17 protein-coding genes and 1 pseudogene are annotated in these 20,677 nt (G+C 62.9%); 4 read left to right on the forward strand and 14 right to left on the reverse strand.

Translation table 11 applies throughout. From position 1 onward, the window contains the following. Positions 1-4 precede the first annotated feature (4 nt). The 6 genes from SPR01S_RS02900 to SPR01S_RS02925 form a co-directional block, all read right to left on the reverse strand. Positions 5-2,101 (reverse strand): bi-domain-containing oxidoreductase, encoded by a 2,097-nt coding sequence (locus SPR01S_RS02900; protein WP_066584654.1) that lies wholly within the window; start codon positions 2,099-2,101, stop codon positions 5-7. After that, positions 2,098-3,753 (reverse strand): heparinase II/III family protein, encoded by a 1,656-nt coding sequence (locus SPR01S_RS02905; protein ID WP_066584656.1) that lies wholly within the window; start codon positions 3,751-3,753, stop codon positions 2,098-2,100. Before SPR01S_RS02905 ends, SPR01S_RS02900 begins: the two co-directional genes overlap by 4 nt. Next, positions 3,750-4,973, reverse strand: a complete 1,224-nt coding sequence (locus tag SPR01S_RS02910; protein WP_218016692.1) for a glycosyltransferase family 4 protein — start codon at positions 4,971-4,973, stop codon at positions 3,750-3,752. Before SPR01S_RS02910 ends, SPR01S_RS02905 begins: the two co-directional genes overlap by 4 nt. A gap of 33 nt (positions 4,974-5,006) precedes the next feature. Next, on the reverse strand, positions 5,007-6,824 hold the full coding sequence (gene asnB / locus SPR01S_RS02915) for an asparagine synthase (glutamine-hydrolyzing) (protein WP_084250889.1): 1,818 nt from the start codon (positions 6,822-6,824) through the stop codon (positions 5,007-5,009). Further along, positions 6,824-8,308 carry a hypothetical protein gene (locus SPR01S_RS02920; RefSeq protein ID WP_066584659.1) on the reverse strand — a complete coding sequence of 495 codons (1,485 nt, stop codon included), beginning with the start codon at positions 8,306-8,308 and terminating at the stop codon, positions 6,824-6,826. Before SPR01S_RS02920 ends, asnB begins: the two co-directional genes overlap by 1 nt. 467 nt (positions 8,309-8,775) lie before the next feature. Then, complete coding sequence (locus tag SPR01S_RS02925) at positions 8,776-9,858, reverse strand: CgeB family protein (protein WP_084250890.1); 1,083 nt, start codon at positions 9,856-9,858, stop codon at positions 8,776-8,778. A gap of 247 nt (positions 9,859-10,105) precedes the next feature. Here SPR01S_RS02925 and SPR01S_RS02935 point away from each other — a divergent pair, with 247 nt between their 5' ends. Then, a complete protein-coding gene (locus tag SPR01S_RS02935; RefSeq protein WP_084250891.1) occupies positions 10,106-10,882 on the forward strand; it encodes a metallophosphoesterase in 777 nt (258 codons plus the stop codon). A gap of 161 nt (positions 10,883-11,043) precedes the next feature. Here the strand turns inward: SPR01S_RS02935 and SPR01S_RS21790 are convergent, their stop codons facing one another. Further along, positions 11,044-11,424: a hypothetical protein gene (locus tag SPR01S_RS21790; RefSeq protein ID WP_066584666.1), complete on the reverse strand. Its 381-nt coding sequence runs from the start codon at positions 11,422-11,424 to the stop codon at positions 11,044-11,046. Positions 11,425-11,700: 276 nt separating this feature from the next. Between SPR01S_RS21790 and SPR01S_RS02950 the strand changes: the two genes are divergently transcribed. Together SPR01S_RS02950 and galU are read left to right on the forward strand one after the other, a co-directional pair. After that, the gene (locus tag SPR01S_RS02950) at positions 11,701-12,915 is read left to right on the forward strand and encodes a nucleotidyltransferase family protein (protein WP_245661845.1); all 1,215 of its coding nucleotides are present in this window, start codon (positions 11,701-11,703) and stop codon (positions 12,913-12,915) included. Continuing rightward, on the forward strand, positions 12,916-13,779 hold the full coding sequence (gene galU / locus SPR01S_RS02955) for a UTP--glucose-1-phosphate uridylyltransferase GalU (protein ID WP_066584673.1): 864 nt from the start codon (positions 12,916-12,918) through the stop codon (positions 13,777-13,779). Here the strand turns inward: galU and SPR01S_RS02960 are convergent. The 4 genes from SPR01S_RS02960 to SPR01S_RS02975 are packed head-to-tail and all read right to left on the reverse strand — an operon-like array spanning position 13,776 to position 16,189. Next, positions 13,776-14,543: a HesA/MoeB/ThiF family protein gene (locus SPR01S_RS02960; RefSeq protein WP_245661842.1), complete on the reverse strand. Its 768-nt coding sequence runs from the start codon at positions 14,541-14,543 to the stop codon at positions 13,776-13,778. The two genes, galU and SPR01S_RS02960, sit on opposite strands and share 4 nt — an antisense overlap. Further along, positions 14,540-14,938 (reverse strand): hypothetical protein, encoded by a 399-nt coding sequence (locus SPR01S_RS02965; protein WP_169803361.1) that lies wholly within the window; start codon positions 14,936-14,938, stop codon positions 14,540-14,542. Before SPR01S_RS02965 ends, SPR01S_RS02960 begins: the two co-directional genes overlap by 4 nt. 10 nt (positions 14,939-14,948) lie before the next feature. After that, complete coding sequence (dut, locus tag SPR01S_RS02970) at positions 14,949-15,395, reverse strand: dUTP diphosphatase (RefSeq protein WP_066584681.1); 447 nt, start codon at positions 15,393-15,395, stop codon at positions 14,949-14,951. Continuing rightward, positions 15,392-16,189 (reverse strand): alpha/beta fold hydrolase, encoded by a 798-nt coding sequence (locus tag SPR01S_RS02975; RefSeq protein WP_066584682.1) that lies wholly within the window; start codon positions 16,187-16,189, stop codon positions 15,392-15,394. Before SPR01S_RS02975 ends, dut begins: the two co-directional genes overlap by 4 nt. Positions 16,190-16,267: 78 nt before the next feature. On the opposite strand from SPR01S_RS02975, the gene SPR01S_RS02980 reads away from it, so the two are divergent. Then, the gene (locus SPR01S_RS02980; protein WP_066584686.1) at positions 16,268-16,744 is read left to right on the forward strand and encodes a GNAT family N-acetyltransferase; all 477 of its coding nucleotides are present in this window, start codon (positions 16,268-16,270) and stop codon (positions 16,742-16,744) included. On the opposite strand, the pseudogene SPR01S_RS02985 reads toward SPR01S_RS02980, so the two are convergent. The 3 genes and pseudogenes from SPR01S_RS02985 to ubiB all read right to left on the reverse strand — a co-directional run bounded on the left by SPR01S_RS02985 (position 16,741) and on the right by ubiB (position 20,659). After that, a pseudogene (locus tag SPR01S_RS02985) lies at positions 16,741-18,021 on the reverse strand (bifunctional phosphopantothenoylcysteine decarboxylase/phosphopantothenate synthase). The gene SPR01S_RS02980 and the pseudogene SPR01S_RS02985 overlap by 4 nt on opposite strands. Next, complete coding sequence (locus tag SPR01S_RS02990; protein WP_245661843.1) at positions 18,018-19,139, reverse strand: hypothetical protein; 1,122 nt, start codon at positions 19,137-19,139, stop codon at positions 18,018-18,020. The pseudogene SPR01S_RS02985 and the gene SPR01S_RS02990 overlap by 4 nt, the downstream one beginning before the upstream one ends. Further along, positions 19,124-20,659 (reverse strand): 2-polyprenylphenol 6-hydroxylase, encoded by a 1,536-nt coding sequence (gene ubiB, locus SPR01S_RS02995; protein WP_066584690.1) that lies wholly within the window; start codon positions 20,657-20,659, stop codon positions 19,124-19,126. The genes SPR01S_RS02990 and ubiB overlap by 16 nt, the downstream gene beginning before the upstream one ends. Between the last annotated feature and the right edge of the window lie 18 nt (positions 20,660-20,677).

The raw sequence follows: 20,677 nt of genomic DNA on the forward strand, positions 1-20,677 counted from the left end.
AGGGTCAGCCCGCGCCTGCGATGTCCAGCGTCGCGGCGCTGACCGCGATCAGTTCCTCGAGCGGGATCGGAGGCGGAGCGCCATCGCGCGCCGCGGCGTAGAACGCCTTGACCAGCCCGGCCTGACCCTTGTCCTGCGCCGAGGCCGACTTAGTCGTGGTCTTGCCGCCGCGCGTGATGTGCAGCTTGCGGAAATCGTCGAGGCGGATGACGAGGCCGCTGGCGAACACCTCGAGATATTCCTTGGGCAGCGAGGAGTCGCCGAGAGAGGAATAGAGGATCGTGCCCGTCGAGCCATCGGCGAAACGGAGTACCGCAGAGACCGTGTCGCCGACGCCGTCAGGGCTGAATGACTCGATCGCGACCGGCGGCCCGCCGGCCAGGAACGTGAGCGCGTCGACGAAATGGCAAGCCTCGCCAGCGATGCGGCCGCCGCCTTCGCTGCCGTGCAGCCAGCTGTCGCCCGGCACGTGTCCGGCGTTGATGCGGTAATGCATCGCGATCGGTCCACCGCGATTGGCGAGCGCCATCTTGGCCTCGACCATCATCGGCGCGAACCGGCGGTTGAAGCCGACCGTGAGCACGCCGCGCGCGGCGCTCGCCGCGGCCTGGACCTCGGCGAGTTGGTCGATAGTCAGCGCGAGCGGCTTCTCGACGAAGACGTGCTTGCCGGCCTTGAGCGCTTCGACTGTCAACCGAGCGTGGCTGTCGTGCCGCGTCGCGATGAATACGCAATCGGTGTCGGCGTCGCCCAGCACTGCCTGGGGATCGGTCGCCGCGCGCGCGAACCCCTGGCGCTCGGCGGCGTCATGCGCCGACAGGCCGGTCGAGGTGACGACGGTCGTCAGCCGCTCGTTGCCCGCCTTTTTGAGCGCGGGGAGCAGCACCGACTTGGCGTAATTGCCGAAGCCGATGAAGCCTGTGCCGGGGCCGGTGGCGATCGACGCCTTCTTGCCGGCTACCGGGATCGAGCGTTCGATCGGGGTTGGCGTGTCGGCATAGGTCAGCAGGATGGCGAGATAGGGTTCGTCGCAGTCCATCAATTTGTAGGCGGCCTCGGCCTGCTCGATCGGGAAGCGATGGGTGACGAGCTTGGACGGCGTGACCCGGCCTTCGGCGACCAGTTCGAGGAACGCCTGCATGTTACGCTGCTCGGTCCAGCGGACATAAGCGAGCGGGTAGTCATGGCCTTCCAGCTCATAGGCGGGATCGTGGCGGCCCGGGCCGTAGGACATCGACAGCCTGAGATCGAGCTCGCGCTTGTAATAAGGCTCGCGGTCGATCTCCATGCCGGTCAGCCCGACCATCACGACGCGGCCCTTCATCCGGCTGATCTCTGCGGCCTGGTTGGGCGGGGCGGAGGATTTGCTCGACGCCGTGACGATCACCGCGTCGGCGCCATAGCCGTCGGTGAAGCCGCGCACGGCGTCGTCCAGCGCGTCGCTGACCGCGACATCGGCGCCCATCTCCAGCGCGAGCTTGGCACGCGCCGGATTGGGATCGAACCCCAACACGCGGCAGCCATTGGCCTTGAGCAATTGCACCGTGAGCTGGCCGATCAGACCCAGCCCCATGACGACGACACGCTCGCCAAGTGTCGGGTTGGCGACGCGAACGCCCTGCAGCGCGATCGCGCCGATCGTGACGAAGCTCGCCGCTTCGTCGTCGACGCCGGCCGGGATACGCACCGACAGGTTCTTCGGGACAGCATTGTATTCGGCGTGGTTTGCGACGGCGGCGCCCGCACAGGCGATGCGGTCACCGACCATATAGCCACCCGCGTCGCTGCCGGCCTCGACAACCGTGCCGGCCAGCGAATAGCCGAGCGGGATCGGCGTATCGAGCTTGGCGAAAACCTTCTGCACGGTCGGCAGCAAGCCCTCGTTGCGGACCTTCTGCAGCGTCTTCCGGACGAGATCGGGGCGCGCCATCGCCTTGCCGGCGAGGCTCGACCGCGCGAGGTCGATGATCTGCTTCTCGGTACCCGCGCTGATCAGGGACACGCGCGTCGCAACCAGGTTGCGCCCGCCCCCGGCGCGCGGCACCGGCGCGTCGATCAGGCGGAGCACGCCGCTGCGATAATTCTGTTCGACCTGTTTCACGAAATCCCCGATTCAAGCGGTGTTGCGGCGCCGAATTCCAGCGTGGCTTCAAAGCAACCCGGCGGGAGTGTCAAGCACAGCCGCCGCGTCGCCACTTCTACGCCCATGTCGGGCCACCACACAGCGGGTTCGACATGGAGCGGCGCGGAACCTTTGACGGCGATAGACACTTCGCCGCGATGCACAATCGCAAGATCGCCGTGAAGCTCGATGCGGCAATCGGGGTGGAGCAGCAGGCGGGACGTTGCCTCGTGCCAATGCGATCCGTCGATCCGGTCGTGGAGAACGATTCCTTCGGCATTCGCTTCCAGCCGGCGGACGACGACCGGCTTCCCCTTGAGGCGACGATAGCCGTTATGATGACCCTGGAGCAGCATGCCGCCATCGCCGCCGACGAATTGCGACACGCCGACGCGCGGTCGGCGGCCGCAGCGGAACGCACCGTAAAAGTCGGCCGGCTCGGCATCCTCGATCGCCAGGCAATTATGATGATGCGCGCTCCGCGACGCCTCGCGGCGCTCCCCGGCGACATATTCGTAGACGCCCTGGTCGACAACGATCCGCTCGCTGCCGATCGACAATTCGATCGAGCCGATATCGCCATGGGCATGCGCGGGCAGGCTGTCCGGGCCGATCCGTCCCATGTCGGCGATCAGCGCGAAGCCGGGGGCATGGAGCCCGAAATAGCCGGCGTCGCGAAGGCCGAACGCGCCGTCGCGCTGCGGGATTGGCCGGCCGGTGGCTCGCGAAAAGGCGGTAAGGCAGACGTCGGGAGCATAGGCCATGGTAAGCCCGGCATCGTTGAAAATCGCCGGGCCGCCATCGGGGTGGGTCAGCATCGCGACGACCTGCGCCATGCGGGCGAGCACCGGGTCGAGCGCCTGATCGTCGAGCGCCGCGCGCGTTTCGATTAGATCGGCGAAGACCTGGGCGTGATAGGAGGACGATCGCTCATAATGCATCCCATCGGGCAGGATCTGGCGCGGGATCTCGCGTGCGAGCAGTCGGATAGCGCGGTCGCGCAGCTTCTGGCCAAACGGACCGGTGAAGAATGCACCGCCCCAGGCCAGCGCCTTGATATTCTTGATCAGGTGATTGCCGCCGAGATCGAGCTCCAGGTTGCGCAGCAGGAAATCGAGTTGTGCTGCCAGGCTGGAGACGATGCGGCGACTGTCTGGATCGGCCAAGTCCACGCCCCAGGCGGTGAGCCGCTGCATCCACATCACCACGCGCAGCGACAAGGCGTAGCTGTTCCAGCTGTCGCGCCAGTAACCGCGGCGCCAAGGCGGGTTGGCGGCGATCCACTGGCGGATCAGCGCGATACCGGTGTCGCGGTCGACTTCCTCCAAATACTCCATGTAATGGAGGTTCATGCACCACAATTGATCGGGATCGGCCTGCCAGTCGATCGCCTCGCCGGTTTCGACCGAGCGGCCGACAAAGGTGAAGCGCCAACCGGTGGGAAGGCGCTCGATCATCCCGGTGCGCGGCGGGAAGATCGGCTGCGGCGGCGCGGCGGCCGGATAAGCGAGCGCTTCGAGGCGCGGGGGCGCGCGCAGCGACCAGCGGCGCTTCGCCTCGAGCCAGAAGCGCGCGGCGATCTGGCGCGGCGGGACGTGGCGGGCAAAAGCGAGACTGCGCGCCAGCTTCATCGGCGAAGCGCCTCGAATTCTGCGAGATAGGCGCGCGCCAGCTTCTCGCGATCGAACTGCTCGCGGACGAACGCCTGGGCCGAAGCGCCGATCTGGCGACCGAGCGCGCGGTCGTCGGCGAGGCGCAGGATTGCCGCGGCAAGTTCGGCATCGTCCTCCGGCGTGATCGCGATGCCCGCGCCGCCGTCTTCCATCAGCGTCTTGGCTTCGCCCTCGACGCCCAGGATCATCGGCACGCCGAGCGCCATCGCTTCGAACATCTTGGACGGGATCACTGTCTTGAACGTTTCGACGCGCTTGAGAATGACCAGCGCGACATCGCTTGCCCCCCAGACTGCGGGCATCGCGGGTTTAGGCAGTTGATCGAGCATGACAATGTTGGTCAGGTCCTTGGCGTCGCGCAGCGTCTTGATTCTCTCGCGCTCGGCACCGCCTCCGACCATCAGGAAAGCGATATCGGTCCGCTCGCGGACGCGCTCCGCAGCGGCGATGGCGACCTCGAGCCCGTGCGCCATGCCGTGTGTGCCGACATAGGATGCGACAAACTTGCCGGTCAGGCCGTGTTGCGCTCGGAAAGCGTCGGCGGCGACCGGGTCTCTGGTGAAATGCGACAGGTCGACCCCATTCTTGATCACAGCGATCGGTCCTTCGGGACGGCGCGCCCGGATATGGGGCACGAAACCCTCGGTCACCGAAACTACGAGATCCGCCTTGCGGTAGGCGAACGCCTCGATCTGCTCCAACGCGCGGATCGTCGCCCCCCGCTTCATCGCGCCCACGGTGATGATGCTTTCGGGCCAGAGGTCGCGTATCTCGAGCACCCACGGCCGCTGGCGCCTTTGGAGGAACCAACCGGCGATCCCGCAGAAGAATTGAGGGCTGGTCGACATCACCACGTCGGCGCGCGGCAAGCGCCATATCCAAAACAGCAAGGAGAACAGGTAGGAAAGATAATTGGCGCTGCGCGGCAGAAAGCCCTCGTTCGCCGCCAAGAAAGTCCACAGCCGAATAACGCGGACACCGTCAATTGTCTCTTCTTGCCACAGGCGATTGCGATAGCCTCGATAGAGATGTCCCGCCGGATGGTTGGGTGCACAGGTCACGACGGTTACGTCGTGACCGGCCTCACGCCAGATACGTGCATGTTCAGACAGGCGCGATGCGGGCGCGTTCACCTCGGGCGGATAATAATGGCAAAGCGCGAGGATTTTCACAGGCACGGCCTAGCCGTTCATCCACGCCCGCGCCACCGCTTAGCGCGTGGAATGTCCGGTAGTCGACTGATCGTAGCGCGCGTGTACGACCTGCGCCCAACGGCGCGACGTGCGGCGGTCCTCGAGATGCTCGGCACCGCCGCGCAACCAGCCGCCGATCGGAATGCCAAATCCCGTTTTCCTGCGATCGACGATAGCTGCAGGGACGGGGACCGTCGGTGCGTTTGCCAGCAGCTTCTTGCCCTCGCCCGGCTTGAGCGACGCGATGCGGGGCGCGAGCGCCTGTAGCAAGGAGAAGTCGACCAGCGGCACGCGAATCTCGATCGAATGGGCCATGCCGGCCCAATCCGAATCACGTAGCAATTGGTTCCGCATGTAGTTGCTCAATTCTAACGTGCACACTCGGCCATTGTCCGATCCAGGGTCAGGCTCAATGCTGCTCGCCACCGGCCGGAGGGAAGCCAATTCCTCGAGACCTGCGCGCGCGAGGCTAGGATCCATCGCACCTTCCAGTTCGAACGGCAGGAGCACTGCACGCCGCAGAAAATAGGCACCCGCCCAGGTGCCGGCATAGTCCAGCACGCCGAGGGCCTTCGGATTCTTGCGAGCGAAACGTGGCGCGAGCGTGCGGATCAGCATGCGCGCCGTCGAAGCAGCGCCCGGGATTCGGCTGAGCGGTCCGCCGTAGCGCAGCGTCCGCGGTACCGAATGGAAGGTTGAATAGCCGGCCAGCAGTTCGTCGCCGCCCAATCCCGACAATGCGACCTTCAACCCCATTTCGCGGCACGCCTTGCTGACGAACCAAGTATTGATACCATCGATGCTCGGCTGGTCCATTGCGTCGAAGATCGCGTCCATATCGTCGGCGAACTCGGCGGCCGTGACCGTGCGAATATGATGGTCGACGCCATAATTCTGCGCCAGTTCGATCGCACCGGGAGTTTCATCCTGAGAAGCGCCCGCGAACTCCGCAAAGGCTAGCGTGCACGCGCGGATAGTGTGCTGACCGCAATCGCGCATCAGTCCGATCAACGCGCCGGAGTCGACCCCGCTGGACAAGAACGCGCCGACCTCGACATCGGCAACTAGGTGGTGCCTCACGCTGTCACGCAGCGCCGTCCGGACATCCGCGTCGCTCACTGTCAGGCTCGCCGCTCCTGCGAAGACCGAGGCGATGCGCGCATATTCGAGGGGCTCCTGAACGCCGTCAGGAGTGATCGCCACCCAATGACCGGCAGGTAATGCGCGGATCGCATGCCAGGCGGTATAGGGTTCGGGGACGGAGCCCATCAGGTGGAATCCCGCCAGCCCGGCGGCGGACGGCGTGCGCGGAATCGCTGGGTCGGCCAACAGCGCCTTGACCTGCGAAGCGAAGCGAACGGCGCCACCCACATTGGCGTAGTATAGCGGCTTGATGCCGAGAGGATCGCGCGCGAGGAACGTCGATCGCTTGACAGCGTCCCAGATTGCGATCGCGAACATTCCTCGAAGTCTTGTCAGCATCTCGGCGCCGTGGCGGGCGTAAAGATGAAGCAGCACTTCGGTATCGGAATCGCTTACAAATACTATGCCGGCGTCGGCGAGCTCGGAGCGCAGCTCGCGGTAGTTGTAGATCTCGCCATTGTACGCGATCGTGTAGCGCCCGTTGGATGTGGACATCGGCTGCGCGCCAGCATCACTAGGATCTATGATCGATAGGCGTCTATGGCCGAAACCCGCACGGCCGTCCGGCGCGATCCATAAGCCCGCGCCGTCCGGACCGCGCGCGATCATACGGTCTCGCATTGCCACCAAGGTCGTACGACAGACCGACGGGGCGTGCGCGGAATAAGCGAAAAAGCCGACTAGCCCGCACATTAATGGAGCCCAATATTTTGCTGGATAGGGCGGCCCCAGCGCGCCATCCCTTGCGGTAAAAAGCGATTGATAAGCTCGAGCGACACATGCGCCAGCACCATTAACGCGATTGGTCCCAAGATATCGGCAACGAACGCACCATCAACGCGAAGCGCCATGCGCATCCCTATCAACACAATAAAGAATAGGTGCCATGCTTGTCGGTGAATGACAACGAAGGAATATATCGAACACAGAGTGAACAAAAGTCCAACAAAAATGGCGATGCCTCCCACGGCGATCCAGCCGCCATTCCAATATGCTTCAGCAGCGAGCCCCGCACTGGAGGAGGTGTCGTAGTTGCCGCTCGCCGCGTATGAGAGTTCGCGCGAGACGTCTGTAATAATTGGTTTATTATTGTAAATAACTCTCGGAATCCAGACTATTGACCAATATCGATATGAGGTTCCCGGCAGGCCGTGGTCATATTGGCTGATGATAAATGTACCCGCGTTGACATAGCTAAGCCGGGCCCATCCTAGTTGCACCTCGGAATATTGGTCCTGCCTGCGATCGTTCGAGAAATAGGATGCATAGATATTTGGAATTTCCGCAACAGTGGCTGAGCCGCTGTATAATGCGTTATTGGTCTCACGGGCATAGGTTATGATCGGAGCTAGGAAGAGGATCAACGGGAGGGTAATGCCGCAAAAAAGCAAAATTCTGCTGATGCTTTGCCGATGATAAACAAAAGCAATACCAAGCATGATCAGCGGATTCAGCATTGCCGTCTTACTCATGGCAAAAACACCGATAGCCGATTCGCCTATTGCGAGGATGATCGGGAGGACGACAAGTTCCCTACGGCCATTCCGAAGGGCCCATAGGGTCACCATGAAATATCCAACCCAAGCTAGGGCCGAAAAGTTGGATATAGTGCTGAAAAAGGGAAGCCTGATCCATCCCACAATTTGTGGAAATACAACAAAGTAATTTACTATTGAACCGATAATCATGCAAGTTGATCCAAAAACAAGCATGCTTAGGCGAGAGTGATGAATAAGTGCATTCGGATTTGAATTTTCCGCCGAAATTTTCCAATCGCGAATAACGTAAAATACTCCCTTAACTGTCAGCAGAAATACGACATGAAAAACGGTTATCAGTAGATTTAGCTTTACGGTCTCAAGTGGATAAAAGTCGTAGAAGGCCTTTATAAGGGCCTTCGTTTCGTAATTAGTCCAGATCGGTACAAGAGAGCCGATTCCAAAATAGCTGAGGGTGGCGACCCTATACCAAAGCAGCGGCGTCCACAGGGACGCAATGTCTAGCTTCAATTGGCGATATCCGGCCCATCCAAGTATAAGCGAAAGCGATATTAGCCCGATCGTGTTGATCCAGTCCTCCAGGCCTGGCAGCTGAGCCATACCCGTGGCAAACCAGAGGAGCACCAGCGCGGAAAGGAATATCTCCCGATAGGTCGGTTCTAGGTCGGTAATCAGCATTGGTTTGTCCTGCGGCTGCCGAACAGACGCAGCGAATCGACGCGGTGTCATCGTAACCATGATCAACCCGCCAGTTGTTGTGCGAATGGGTGCGCTGCGCTGGAAGTGCCCCCGTGGAGGGCGGGACGGGTATGCCACACAGCCATATTTGATCTGCTTCGACTAAAGATCTCTTGTGGGTCAGCAACGCGCTTCCGAGTGTGTCGAATTGGCGGAAGCGGGCGATGTGCTCTGGCGGGTCTGACGTTAGCTGATTGCAGGCTTCGGGGTGCAATCGATCGGTTTACGCAGTGCGGCCAAGCCCAGGCTGAACCGGCCTGATGGAGCGGGCGCAGACGATCTCCCAAAAATCGAAAAGCGGACTGCGTAGCACAGTCAATGCGTGGGCCGTGGTGAAACGTTCCGCAACGATATTGTACAGGTGCAGCGAGGCAAGTGAAAGCATGCAAGAGGTAGACTCCCAAGCGTCACGCCAGCTGAAGACGCGCACGGAATAATTCAACAAGTTCGGCAGCGCGCGACGATAATGAATAAGCTGGCACCGCTCGCGCGTGGCCTCGATTGGCGATCTCGCAGCGTTGCTCTGGATTAGCGAGATAATGGCGGATTTTCTCGATTAGGTCGTCCCCGTCCTCGAACACTCCGACTTCCGTTTCCGGTTCATACAGCGACCGCAAATCGTCATTGTCGACGTGCAACATAAAACCGCCGCAGGCGGGGATCTCGAAGGTGCGCGTCGAAACCTTATCCTCCCACCCCTGCGCGCTACCGCTGCTGCCATGATGCACAGCCAAATTGATGCGGCTATGCTCGATCAATCGTGCAAATTGGTCGCCAGCCAGAAAATGGCCGAATACAAATGGTTCGACAGGCGTTCCGGCAGCTATCTTGTGCCAGTTACGTCCGACGACAATCATTGAAAGATTGGGCAACGCGCTCACGACGCGGTTCAACCATGCCAACTTGTTCGGTGATGCGTTGCCGATATAAGTGACATCCCGTAAATAGTGCGGTTCCTTGCCGGCAGGAGTTCGGCGCCGATGCAGATCTGGAACGTAGCCGTGATGCACCAGCGCTACGCGTTCAGCGCCGATCATTCGTGCCAGATAATCGACCTGAAAGGATTTAGTGGTACCAACGAGGTCGTAGTGGGCTAGCCACCGCTCATTGAAACCAGTGTGCTCGAACTTATAGTCGGGGTAGAAATTTACGACGCGAGTCCCCTGTTGGCGGAGCGCATACAAAGTTTCGGGCAGTATATTCAGACCTTTTACGGTCAGCATGACATCGGGCTGCAGGAGTTTCGCCCGCTTGAGAATCGCGCGATTATAGGCGCGAACCGCAAACGGTGACATCAGCCGTCCTGCGGCACGTAACAACCGATCCTCGCCTGTGATCGATGCATCATGAATGGATACTTCGGCTACATCCCATCCCAAAGAGCGGAAGCCCTGAACCAAACCGGCACCAGTCGAATAGGAAATCAATTCGCCCGCGAACAGCATCGACGGCGCGTTGCCGCCGAGCGGAGCCAACGGTGAAGAGGTCATGAAGCCATTTCCGGCAATAGCCCCTGCTGGTAAAGGGTTCTGGTTTGGGTGAGCTTGCTCGGGCCCAAATGGGACCGTTTACTGGATCGGCATCGATCCTAGAGGACTCGGCGCCGCCGGACAACGCCCTTTTCGCGCCAATTTTTGCGTCGATGAAAGCGCGGGTTAGCTTGATAGTGGACGAGCGCGGCGCCTATCTGCAAACGATGGATATTCGCGACACGTTTGTAGCCGGGCAAGGTGGGTCATGATTGGCCGGCGGTTTAAGACTTTATTCGGTAGCGGGGATAAAGGAAATTCGGTCTCGTCAAGCGCTCACGCGCCACCTGGCGAGCGGATTTACGCGATCGGCGATGTCCATGGTCGATATGATTTGTTAACTGCGTTGCTCGATGCGGTCGATCGCGATGATGAAGCTCGTCCCGCCGCTAATACGCGGGTTATCCTACTGGGCGACCTAGTTGATCGCGGTCCGGAATCGAAGGAAGTTGTAGACCATTTATTGAACCGTGATTGGGGCAAAAAACAGCCAGCGTTCCTCATGGGAAATCACGAGGAGGTGTTGCAGTTAATGCTCGCCGGCAGTCTGGACGCGGCGCGCTTCTGGATGCGCATCGGCGGAAGGGAGACCATGAGGAGTTACGGCGTTCCCCAAGCTCTGATCGATTCCGGCGACACGTTGTCGCTGTGCGAAGACTTCGCCAAACGCGTACCGGATGAGCACGCGGTGTTTTTTCATCGGATGATTAATAGCTTGGTCGTTGGAGGCTATTGTTTCGTTCATGCAGGTCTGAAGCCTGGCGTACCAATCGATCGGCAAAAACCCGAGGATATGCGCTGGATACGCGAACGGTTCCTCGATTTCGAAGGCAGCCACGGAACCGTGGTAGTCCATGGCCATTCGATCAGTCCGGTCGTCGAAGAGCGACACAATCGCATCGGCATTGATACCGGCGCCTATGCCAGCGGCATCCTCACTGCGATTGGAATCGAGATGGGATATCGATGGTTCTTGACCACCTGAATAACGCAGCGTCGTGGGAATTCGGCATGATTGGTGCCTGAGCAGTGGCGATCATGAAGAGCACGCAAGTGCTCTTGGCCCCGCTTTTTGTAGTTGAGCAGTCCTGATCCTGTCGGCCGACCCGAGTCCCGCTACAGGGCCAACGGGAGGTGCCTCTATCGTCAACCTGCCGGCCTTCTTCTCAAGACGGTCACAAGAGCAATGCGGGCACTCATCCGAAACAGTGCCATCGTATCATCGTTACGGTCTTCTTCCCTCAATCCGTGCCCGGCCGCAATCGCACATGCGGCGATCTCCACATCCTCCTCTGAAAAGCCCTGAGCGGAGGTCGCCTCAATAGCGTCAGCTTTGACGAGGGAAGCTGCTACGATGGCTTCAGCGCGGTACCTTGCCGATCGAACATAGGCAGCGCGCTCTTCTTCGTTATGTAGCGGTGGGCCTCCGCTCTCGATTAATTCCTGATATCGGTCCCGCATCATCCATGCGTCGGGATCTACGATCCTCGCGATTCGCTCGCGGCGCTGAACAAGAGCGTTAGACATCTGCCGGATCTGGAACGCTGATTGACGTGAATGCGGAAATGCGTCCGCTATCAAAATTTTGGCACAACGTCTTTTGCCCTATTATCGCCAAGCGCGTTGACTCGCTGCTCGTGAGGATTTCTGCCATCGCGGCTAACGGGAGCGCTCCGACGGAACTGAAGCACATTTCCTACGACACTCGAATTGCGAACGAATCGACCGAACTGAGAAGGTTCTTGTTCTCTGGGGAAGACAAGGGCAAGCTTTTTGGAATTTTAAAGGGCTGTGAAGGCGATGATGGGCGGGGATGGCGCGCTTACGGCTTCGCCTGAATTCGAGCTGATTGCGGCTTGCTGTCGTTGGCCGACCGATCCAGGCGCGATTCAGCATGCGTTCACGTCAGCGATCGACCGGAGGCGACTAGTGAGACTCGCGCGGCGTCACCGGGTCGCAGGCCTAGTCCATCGCGGGATCGGAGCAGCTGCCCTCCCGATCCCACCAGCACTCGCCAACGAACGACACAGATTGGTGGCACGTAATCTATTGCTGATCGACGAGGCAGCGCGACTTTCGGGCTTGCTCACGGCGTCGGGCTTACCTCACCTGTTCCTCAAGGGCGCGGCACTCGGCCAACTCGCCTATGGCGATCAGACAATCAAGCAGACTTTAGACAACGACCTACTCATCAGCTTGGTGGACGTTCCTGCGGCACTCGGTCTGCTCAACTCGGCTGGATACGAGTTGTCCTCCCCGCCCGGGCCGATGGATTCCAACCGGCTGCCGGTGCTGATCGATATGGTCAAGGAATGCACTCTGGTGCATGCAGATAATCACGCGGTGGTCGACCTCCACTGGCGCGCGGTCTCGATCAAGGGGCTTGTGGCCGAGCCTGACTTGGCGCGCGACGTTCGTCACGTGACGGTTGCGGGCCATGCGCTGCCGACGCTCCGCGAGGAGCAGCTCATGGTCTACCTTGCCGTTCACGGTGCAAGGCACGGTTGGGCGCGGCTCAAGTGGCTAGCCGACTTCAACGCCATACTGGCAGCGATGGACGACCAAGCCATCGCCGCGCTCCGTGTCCGCGCGCGCCGCGATGGCGTACAACGGGCGATGGACCTGGCATTATTCCAGGTCGCGCGCATCTTCGGAGTGCGGGTTCCTGCCGATGTCGGGCGCTCGCGGCGGGTGCGCTGGCTGGTCGCCTTGTCTGACAGTCTGATGCGGGGCCGCGACGAACTCGCCGGGCAGGCCGACGCGCCGTGGCGTTACATGTTGATCGGCCATGCATCAGCGCTCCTACTCAAGACGACGCCGAGATATCTCGCCAACGTTGCCTGGAGCAGCTGGGTGTCGACGGCGGACGCCCTGGCGCTGCCGCTACCCCGAGCCGCTCGGCCACTCTATCTGTTGACCAGTCCGGCCGCGCGCATCGGCCGAGCGGCCCGCCGGATCGTCGATCGGGGCTTTTCGCGGACCGCGCAGGGCCCTATGCGCGCCCGCCAGGAGAAGTGAATGTCGATCAAGCCGCTGCGCAAGGCCGTGTTTCCCGTCGGAGGGCTCGGTACCCGATTTCTGCCTGCGACCAAGGCGCTGCCGAAGGAGATGCTGCCGATCGTCGATCGCCCGTTGATCCAATATGCGGTCGACGAGGCACTGGAGGCGGGGATCGAACAGATGATCTTCGTCACCGGCCGCGGCAAGTCGGCGATCGAGGATCATTTCGACATCGCTTACGAGCTCGAATCGACGATGGCCCAGCGTGGCAAGTCGCTCGAAATACTCCACCAGACGCGCCTGAAGCCCGGCGCCGTCGCCTATGTGCGCCAACAAGAGCCGATGGGGCTGGGGCATGCGGTATGGTGTGCGCGCGACATTGTCGGCGACGAGCCGTTCGCGATCTTCCTGGCCGACGAGCTGATGGTCGGCCAGCCCGGCTGCATGAAGCAGATGGTCGACGCTTATAATCGCGTCGGCGGCAATCTGGTGTGCGGTTACGAGGTCCCGCCGGAAGAGACCGATCGCTATGGCATCATCTCACCGGGCAAGCAGGACGGCGACCTGGTCGAGGTAACCGCCTTGGTCGAAAAGCCCAAGCTCGGCACCGCGCCATCGAACCTGATGATTCCCGGACGCTACATCCTGCAGCCCGAAGTGATGCGGGTTCTGGAAACGCAAGGGAAAGGCGCGGGCGGCGAAATACAGCTGACCGATGCGATGGCGCAGATGATCGGCGGCCAGCCGTTCCATGCCTATAAGTTCGGCGGGCGCCGCTTCGATTGCGGCGACAAGGCCGGCTATATCCAGGCGAACATCGCGCTGGCGCTCGACCGCCCGGAAATAGGTCCGGCGGTGCGGAAGTTCATCGATACGCTTTAAGTCCGGCAGCCCGGACAGCCCGGATCCTTGGGCAGGCGGATCTTGCGAAATCTGAGCGACAGACCGTCGGCAAGCAGCAAGGTGCCGGCGGTGTCCTCGCCGAACGGCACGACCGCCCGGACGACTTCGAGCGCGGCGAGGCTGCCCATCACGCCCGCCATCGCGCCGAGCACGCCGACATCGGCGCAGCTGACGCCCTCGCGCTCGGGATCGTGCCCGACGAAGCAGCGATAACAAGGCTTGTCGCTTTCCCAGCCGCGATAGACGCCGAGCTGGCCTTCGAACTGGCTGACCGCAGCCGACACCAGCGGCATCCGCAGTGCCAGCGCAGCGTCGGCGACGGTCAGGCGCGTCGCGAAATTGTCGGTACCGTCGAGCACGACATCGGCCCCGCTGAGAATCTCGCGTACGTTGTCCGGATCGATGCGGATGCGGCGGCTATCGATGATCACATCGGGATCCAGCCTGGCGAGCGCGGTCGCCGCGGCATCGGTCTTGGCCGCGTCGATATCGGCGGTGCCGAACAAGGTCTGGCGCTGGAGATTGGAGAGATCGACCGCATCGTCGTCGACGATCGTGATGCGCCCGATCCCGGCGCCGACGAGATATTGCAGCGCCGGCGACCCTATCCCGCCCGCGCCGATCACCACGGCGTGCGCGCGCCGCAAAGCCAATTGCCCGGCGCCGCCGATTTCCTTCAAGACGATATGCCGGGCGAACCGCGACAGGTCGGTATCGGAAAGGGTCGTCGGCGAGAGGCTCACGGCCCCCATGTAAGGGTCACGCCGGTATGGTACCAGCTGTCGGCGGTGGGCGGGGCCCCGGCGATATTGCCACGCGCTGCCTTTTGAACGACGCCGGCGGCAAATTGCTCGACCGTGGGGCAGTTGATTGCCCGCGGCACGATCTTCACCGCCTCGCCGTTCGCCGCCGATACGAGCACCACCATATCGACCTTGATGCTGGTCTTGCCGTCGACCGGGGCGGGCGCGGCACACCGGCCGGCCGCGACCTCGTCATGGACGAACTTGGTCATGATCGCCGCATAATCCGGCGTCGTCGCCAGCCGGAGGTCGGGCAGTTTCGACCAGTCGCTGGGGACAGCCGTCGGGACGGCCGTCGCCGCTGCCGCCTGGAAGAGCAGGAAGAGTCCGAACATCATTCGCTGATTATCGACCAGTAGAACCGAATCCGCCACTACCTCGATCAGTGTCGTCGAGTTCGGCCACTTCGTCCAGCGTCGCGCGTTGGACCGGGGCCGGAACGAGTTGGGCAATCCGATCGCCACGGCCGATATCGAACGGCTGATCGCCAAGATTGGCGAGGATCACTTTCATTTCGCCGCGATAGTCATGGTCGATCGTGCCGGGGGTGTTGAGGCACGTCACGCCATGTTTGAGCGCCAGGCCCGACCGCGGACGGACCTGAACCTCATAACCTTCGGGAATGGCGATCGCGAATCCGGTCGCGACCGCGTGGCGGGCGCCGGGCGCCAGCGTCAGGGATTCGGCCGCGACGACATCCATCCCGGCGGCGCCGGCGGTAGCATAAACGGGCAATGGCAGGCCTTCCCCATGGGACAGGCGCTTGACGGCGATACGAATGGGCGAAGTCATCTGATCTTGTTCACCTTTGCGATAAGGTCGCGAAGTGCCGGGATCACCTCGGGCTCGTTGAGGATGTCGTGCGGCTTGCCGGGCAGGATGCGCAAGTCGACAGGGATGCCGCGAGCGCGAGCGGCGGCGGCATAGGCCTGGGTCAGGTCGGGGGGCGCAATATCGTCGGCCGATCCGACCATCATCGACAGCGCGAGCCTGGGACTGAGCCGGGGCACGAGCGCGATCGAATTATAGCTATCGACAGGCCGGTCGAACGGCGCTTGCGGCATCTTCTTCTTCATGAACGCGCGCCATTTGGGCAGGTCACATGGGCAGGAGACGAGCAATACCCCGTCGACCAGATCGGGGCGCAATGCTGCCAAATCGGCGGCGATCGCGGCGCCGCCGGAATGGCCGACGACGATATGTCGCGCGCGCGGATAGCGTGCTTCGATATCCGCCATGGCACGGGCGATCGCATCTACCCGATCGGGCGTATAATTGTCGCCGGTGGTCAGTCCGCGAACGCCGGGCGAGATATCGCCGTCCTTGTCTTCGTAGCCCGGCCGCAGAATGCCGATCGCACGCACGCCGGGCAGCTTCGACGCTTCGGCCGCAAAGGTATAATGATAGGACGGCTTGGCGAATGGCGCATCGCCATGGAGGACGAAAACCAACGTCTTCACATCGGCAGGCGCCTCCGCGCCGAACGCTCGGCTATAGGGCTCGCCGAGCGGCGTCTGCGCGATCGCCGTACTTGCCAACGCAATGGCGGCAGTCGCCGCGATCCAGCGTATCCGAATCGAATTCATGCGCGCGTTGTAGGGGGGCGGACGGCGACGGGGAAAGGGGAGTTGCAACGGCGGCGGGGACAACGCCACTATAAAGCGATGCTCAACAAATTCCGGATCGATCCCGCCGTCACGCCAACCGACTTGCTGGCCGTCCGCGCGTTATTCCAAGGCTATGCGGCTTCGCTGCCGGTAGACCTCGCCTATCAGGATTTCGCCGCCGAGCTCACCGGATTGCCCGGCAAATATGCCGAACCTAAAGGAGCATTGCTGCTCGCGCGGGACCAGGCCGGCGAACCGCTCGGCTGCATCGCGCTGCGCCCGTTGGATGAGAGCGTTTGCGAGATGAAGCGGCTGTTTCTGCTCCCTGAGGCCCGGGGCATGGGACTCGGCCGCGCGCTGGCAGAAGCGGTCATCGCGGCGGCGCGCGATCGCGGGTATCGCGAGATCCGGCTCGACACCTTGCCGTCGATGACGAGCGCAATCGCCTTGTACGAAGGGCTCGGGTTCGAGCGAATCGAGGCTTATTACGCACCCACGCCGCCGGGTACGGTATTCATGGCGCTGGCGCTTTAAGCGAGCGCGGCCGCGATCCGATCCGCCAGGCGCGCGGCGACCTCATCCTTGGGCAATCTCTCCCAGCTCTCCACGCCGTCGACCGAGACGATGTGGATGCTGTTGGCATCGCCGCCCATCACGTCGCCCGACACGTCGTTCGCGACGATCCAGTCCGAGCCTTTCCGAGCGAGCTTGGCGCGGGCGTGGTCGACCACATGCTCGGTCTCGGCCGCGAAGCCGACGACCAGGCGCGGGCGGCGCGGATCGCGTGCGAGCGTCGCGAGGATGTCGGGGTTTTCGACCAGGCGGAGCACAGGCGGGCCGCTCGTGCCTTTCTTGATCTTCTGCGCGGATGGGGCGACGCGCCAATCCGCGACGGCGGCAACCATCACCGCGGCATCGGCGGGGAGGGCGGCATCAACCGCTTCGCTCATCTCGAGCGCGGTCTCGACGTCTACCCGATCAACGCCCGGCGGCGTGGGCAGCATTACCGGACCGGCGACCAAGGTCACCTGGGCGCCGCGCGCGGCCAGCGCACCGGCGATGGCGAATCCCTGTTTCCCGGACGAGCGGTTGGCGATGTAGCGCACCGGGTCGATCGGCTCGTGGGTCGGGCCGGCGGTGACGATGATGTGGCGGCCGGCGAGCACCTATCGACCCTCACCCTTCCGCGGCTTCGCCGCTCCCTCCCTCTCCCAACGGGAGAGGTAAGGGGCCCGCCGCCGGAGGCGGTGGGAAGGGTGAGGGTGGAGAGGGAATCACCCTGCCAATTTCTCGAGGATCGCCGCCAATATCGCTGGTGATTCTGGCAGGCGCCCCGGCCCATATTCCCCGCAGGCCATCGCGCCTTCGTCCGGCTCCATCACCGTAATGCCATCCTCCCGCAGAGTCGCGACGTTGCGCCTGGTCGCGGGATGCGTCCACATCCGCACATTCATCGCGGGCGCGGCGAGCACCTTCTTGTCGGTTGCGAGCAGCAATGTCGTCGCTAGATCATCCGCGATCCCCGCCGCCATTTTAGCCATCAGGTCCGCGGTCGCCGGCGCGACGACGATCAGATCGGCCTCGCGGCTGAGCTGGATATGCCCCATCTCGGTCTCGTCCTTGAGATTCCAGAGGGTCGTATAGACTTGTTCCTCGGACAGTGCGCCGAGCGTCATCGCGGTGACGAAATGCGCGCCACCGTCGGTCAGTACGCATTTGACGCCGATCCCCGCCTTCTTCGCCAGCCGGATCAGCTCGCAAGCCTTGTAGGCTGCGATGCCGCCGCCGACGATCAACAGGATGCGCTTCATGGAGTGAGCCTCGTGACCGTAATCTTGCGACGCTTGGGGAAAGCAGCGGCGATCAGGTCCTTCAGCCCATCAGGCGCGAAGGCCAAGCCGATCAGGATCGCAGGCGCCACCATCAGCCCCCAATAGAAGGTGTCGACCCGCCCGAACAGGCCGATCAACGCGGCATAAGCGGTGAAAGTCGCCAGCGCGCGGATGCCGGTCAAGTCGCGCCACGCCGCCCAGCCGAATAAGGTGAACCCCATCAGCAATGCCGCGATCCACATCGGCGCGAGGCGGAGCGCGGTCGACAAGGTCAGCGCCTCGACGAAGAATCCGAAGCCGAGCATGCCGGCCCAGCCGGGCGAGGCGGGGTCGACCGGGGTCACGACCTGCGCGACGGCGTGAGCATGCGCGGCGACGGCGACCGCCAGCAGAACGAGCCCGCCGGCCCATCCCAGCGCTTCGCGCCGATCGCCTTCGAGCCAGGCGAGCATCACCATGATCCCGACATAGAGCGCGCTGGTTTCGCGGATCAATAGAGCGATTGCGCCGATCCCCGCGGCGGCGACCCAATGGCCGGGGCGGCGCACCGCCAGGCTGAGCGCGATCAGCAGCCCGGCCCAGACCTCATGAAAGGCCGCAAGATCGGCCTGGATGAACGCGCCCATGCCGCCCGCGAGCAGAACCATCGCGATGAACAAGGGTGGCGGACGCGCGAAAGCGGGGCGCAGACGATTGAACCACGCCACCATGACACCGGCGGCGAGCGCCCAGAGCAGGCCGACTACCGCCCAATGCGGCATGAGCGCCTGGACCATGGCCAGCGTCGGCAGGCGGAAGGTCACAAAGGGGCGCAGAGGATAATCGCCCCGCCGCAATTCCTGCGCGGCGACCTCGTAATAATTGCCACCATGACGGACGCCGTCGACGATCGCTTCGTAGAGGACGATATCGGCCTGATCGTCGCTCCGCTTGGCCGAATCGCCGCTGACTGCCGGCGGGCTGGGCACGGTGAGCGCGCTCAGCGTCGCGAGGAGCAGCAGGACCAGCCCGACGAGCGCGAGCCGCGCCTTGCCTTTCGACAGGCCGGCGAAGCGCGAAGGTTCGGCCAGCCACAGCGCCATTAGTGGAGGAACCACCACGTCGCCGCGACCGAGATCGCGGCGCTGAGCACGGCGACTGCGACATAGCGCCAGCCGCCGCCCAGGCGCACGACCTCAATCTCGCGCAGCGGCGGCGCAGGCGGCGCGCCGCCGGGCGACGGGAAGCGCGCCTCGATGTTGCGGATGAGTTCGGGCAGACGCATCAGCGTACGAAAGTCGGTGATCAGCCGGTCTCCGATTGCCGCCTCGGGGCCCAATTCGGTCCGGATCCATTCGCGGATGAAGGGCGCAGCGGTGTCCCACATGTTGATCTCGGGATCGAGGCTGGTGGCGACGCCCTCGACCATCACCATGGTCTTCTGCAGCAGCAGCAGGTGCGGCTGAGTCTGCATATCGAAGTCGCGGGTGATGCGGAACAGTCCGTCGAGCATCATCCCGACCGACATGTCCTTGACCGGCAGGCCGCGCATCGGCTCGCCGACCGCGCGCAACGCGGTCGCGAATTCGGCGACATTGTGGTGCGGGGGCACGTATCCCGCCTCGAAATGGATCTCCGCGACGCGCTGGTAATTGCCGGTGATCAGTCCGTAGAGGATTTCCGCCAGCCAGACGCGCGCGCGCCGGTCGATCCGTCCCATGATGCCGAAATCGATCGCGGCGATATGCCCCTGGGGAGTCGCGAACAAATTCCCCTGATGCATGTCGGCGTGGAAGAATCCTTCCGAAATCGCCTGGCGCAGGAAAGCGTTGACCAGGATCGAGGCAAGCCGGCTGGGATCGTGCCCGGCGGCGATCAGCGCCTCGCGGTTGGTCAGCTTGATGCCGTCGATCCATTCGAGCGTCAGCACGCTGCCGGTGGTCCGCTGCCAGTCGATCGCCGGGACTTGGTAATCGGGCTCGGCGCGCATCGATTCGGCGAGTTCGGATGCGGAGGCCGCCTCGCGCCGTAAATCGAGTTCGCGCAAGGTCCAGCGCTTGAACGTCTCGATCACGAGGCGCGGGCGCAGACGGGCAAGTTCGCCGCCCAGCGCCTCGGCTTGCGCCGCGGCCCATTGATAGGTGTCGATCGCACGGATGAAATCGTCCTCGACACCCGGTCGCAAAACCTTGACCGCAACCTGGCGCCCGTCTGGCGTGACCGCGCGATGCACTTGGGCGATCGAAGCGGCACCGACCGCAACTTCGTCGATCGACGCGAACACGTCTTCGACCGGACGGCCCAGCCCGCGTTCGATCGCGGCCTTGATCGTCGCGTAAGGCAGCGGTGGCAGCGCATCCTGCAGGCGCATCAAATCGTGCGCGGCTTCCTCGCCGACCAGATCGGGACGAGTCGCCAGCGTCTGGCCGAGCTTGATCGCGGCAGGACCGATCGCCTGAAAGGCGTCGGCATAGCGCGGAACCTTGGGCACCCTTGCCCCGAACCGCGCGATCCTGACCAGCCGGCGGACGCGCGCGGGCGTGTTTGGGTCGCGCTCGATGCCCTTGAGCGCTCCGTGGCGCGCGAGGATCCGGCCCCATTTGAGCAGGCGCCAGAGATGGATGGCGGGGGCGGTCATCTAAATTCCTCCCCGGAA

The organism is Sphingomonas pruni NBRC 15498, from assembly GCF_001598455.1.
Classification (GTDB): Bacteria; Pseudomonadota; Alphaproteobacteria; order Sphingomonadales; family Sphingomonadaceae; genus Sphingomonas; species Sphingomonas pruni.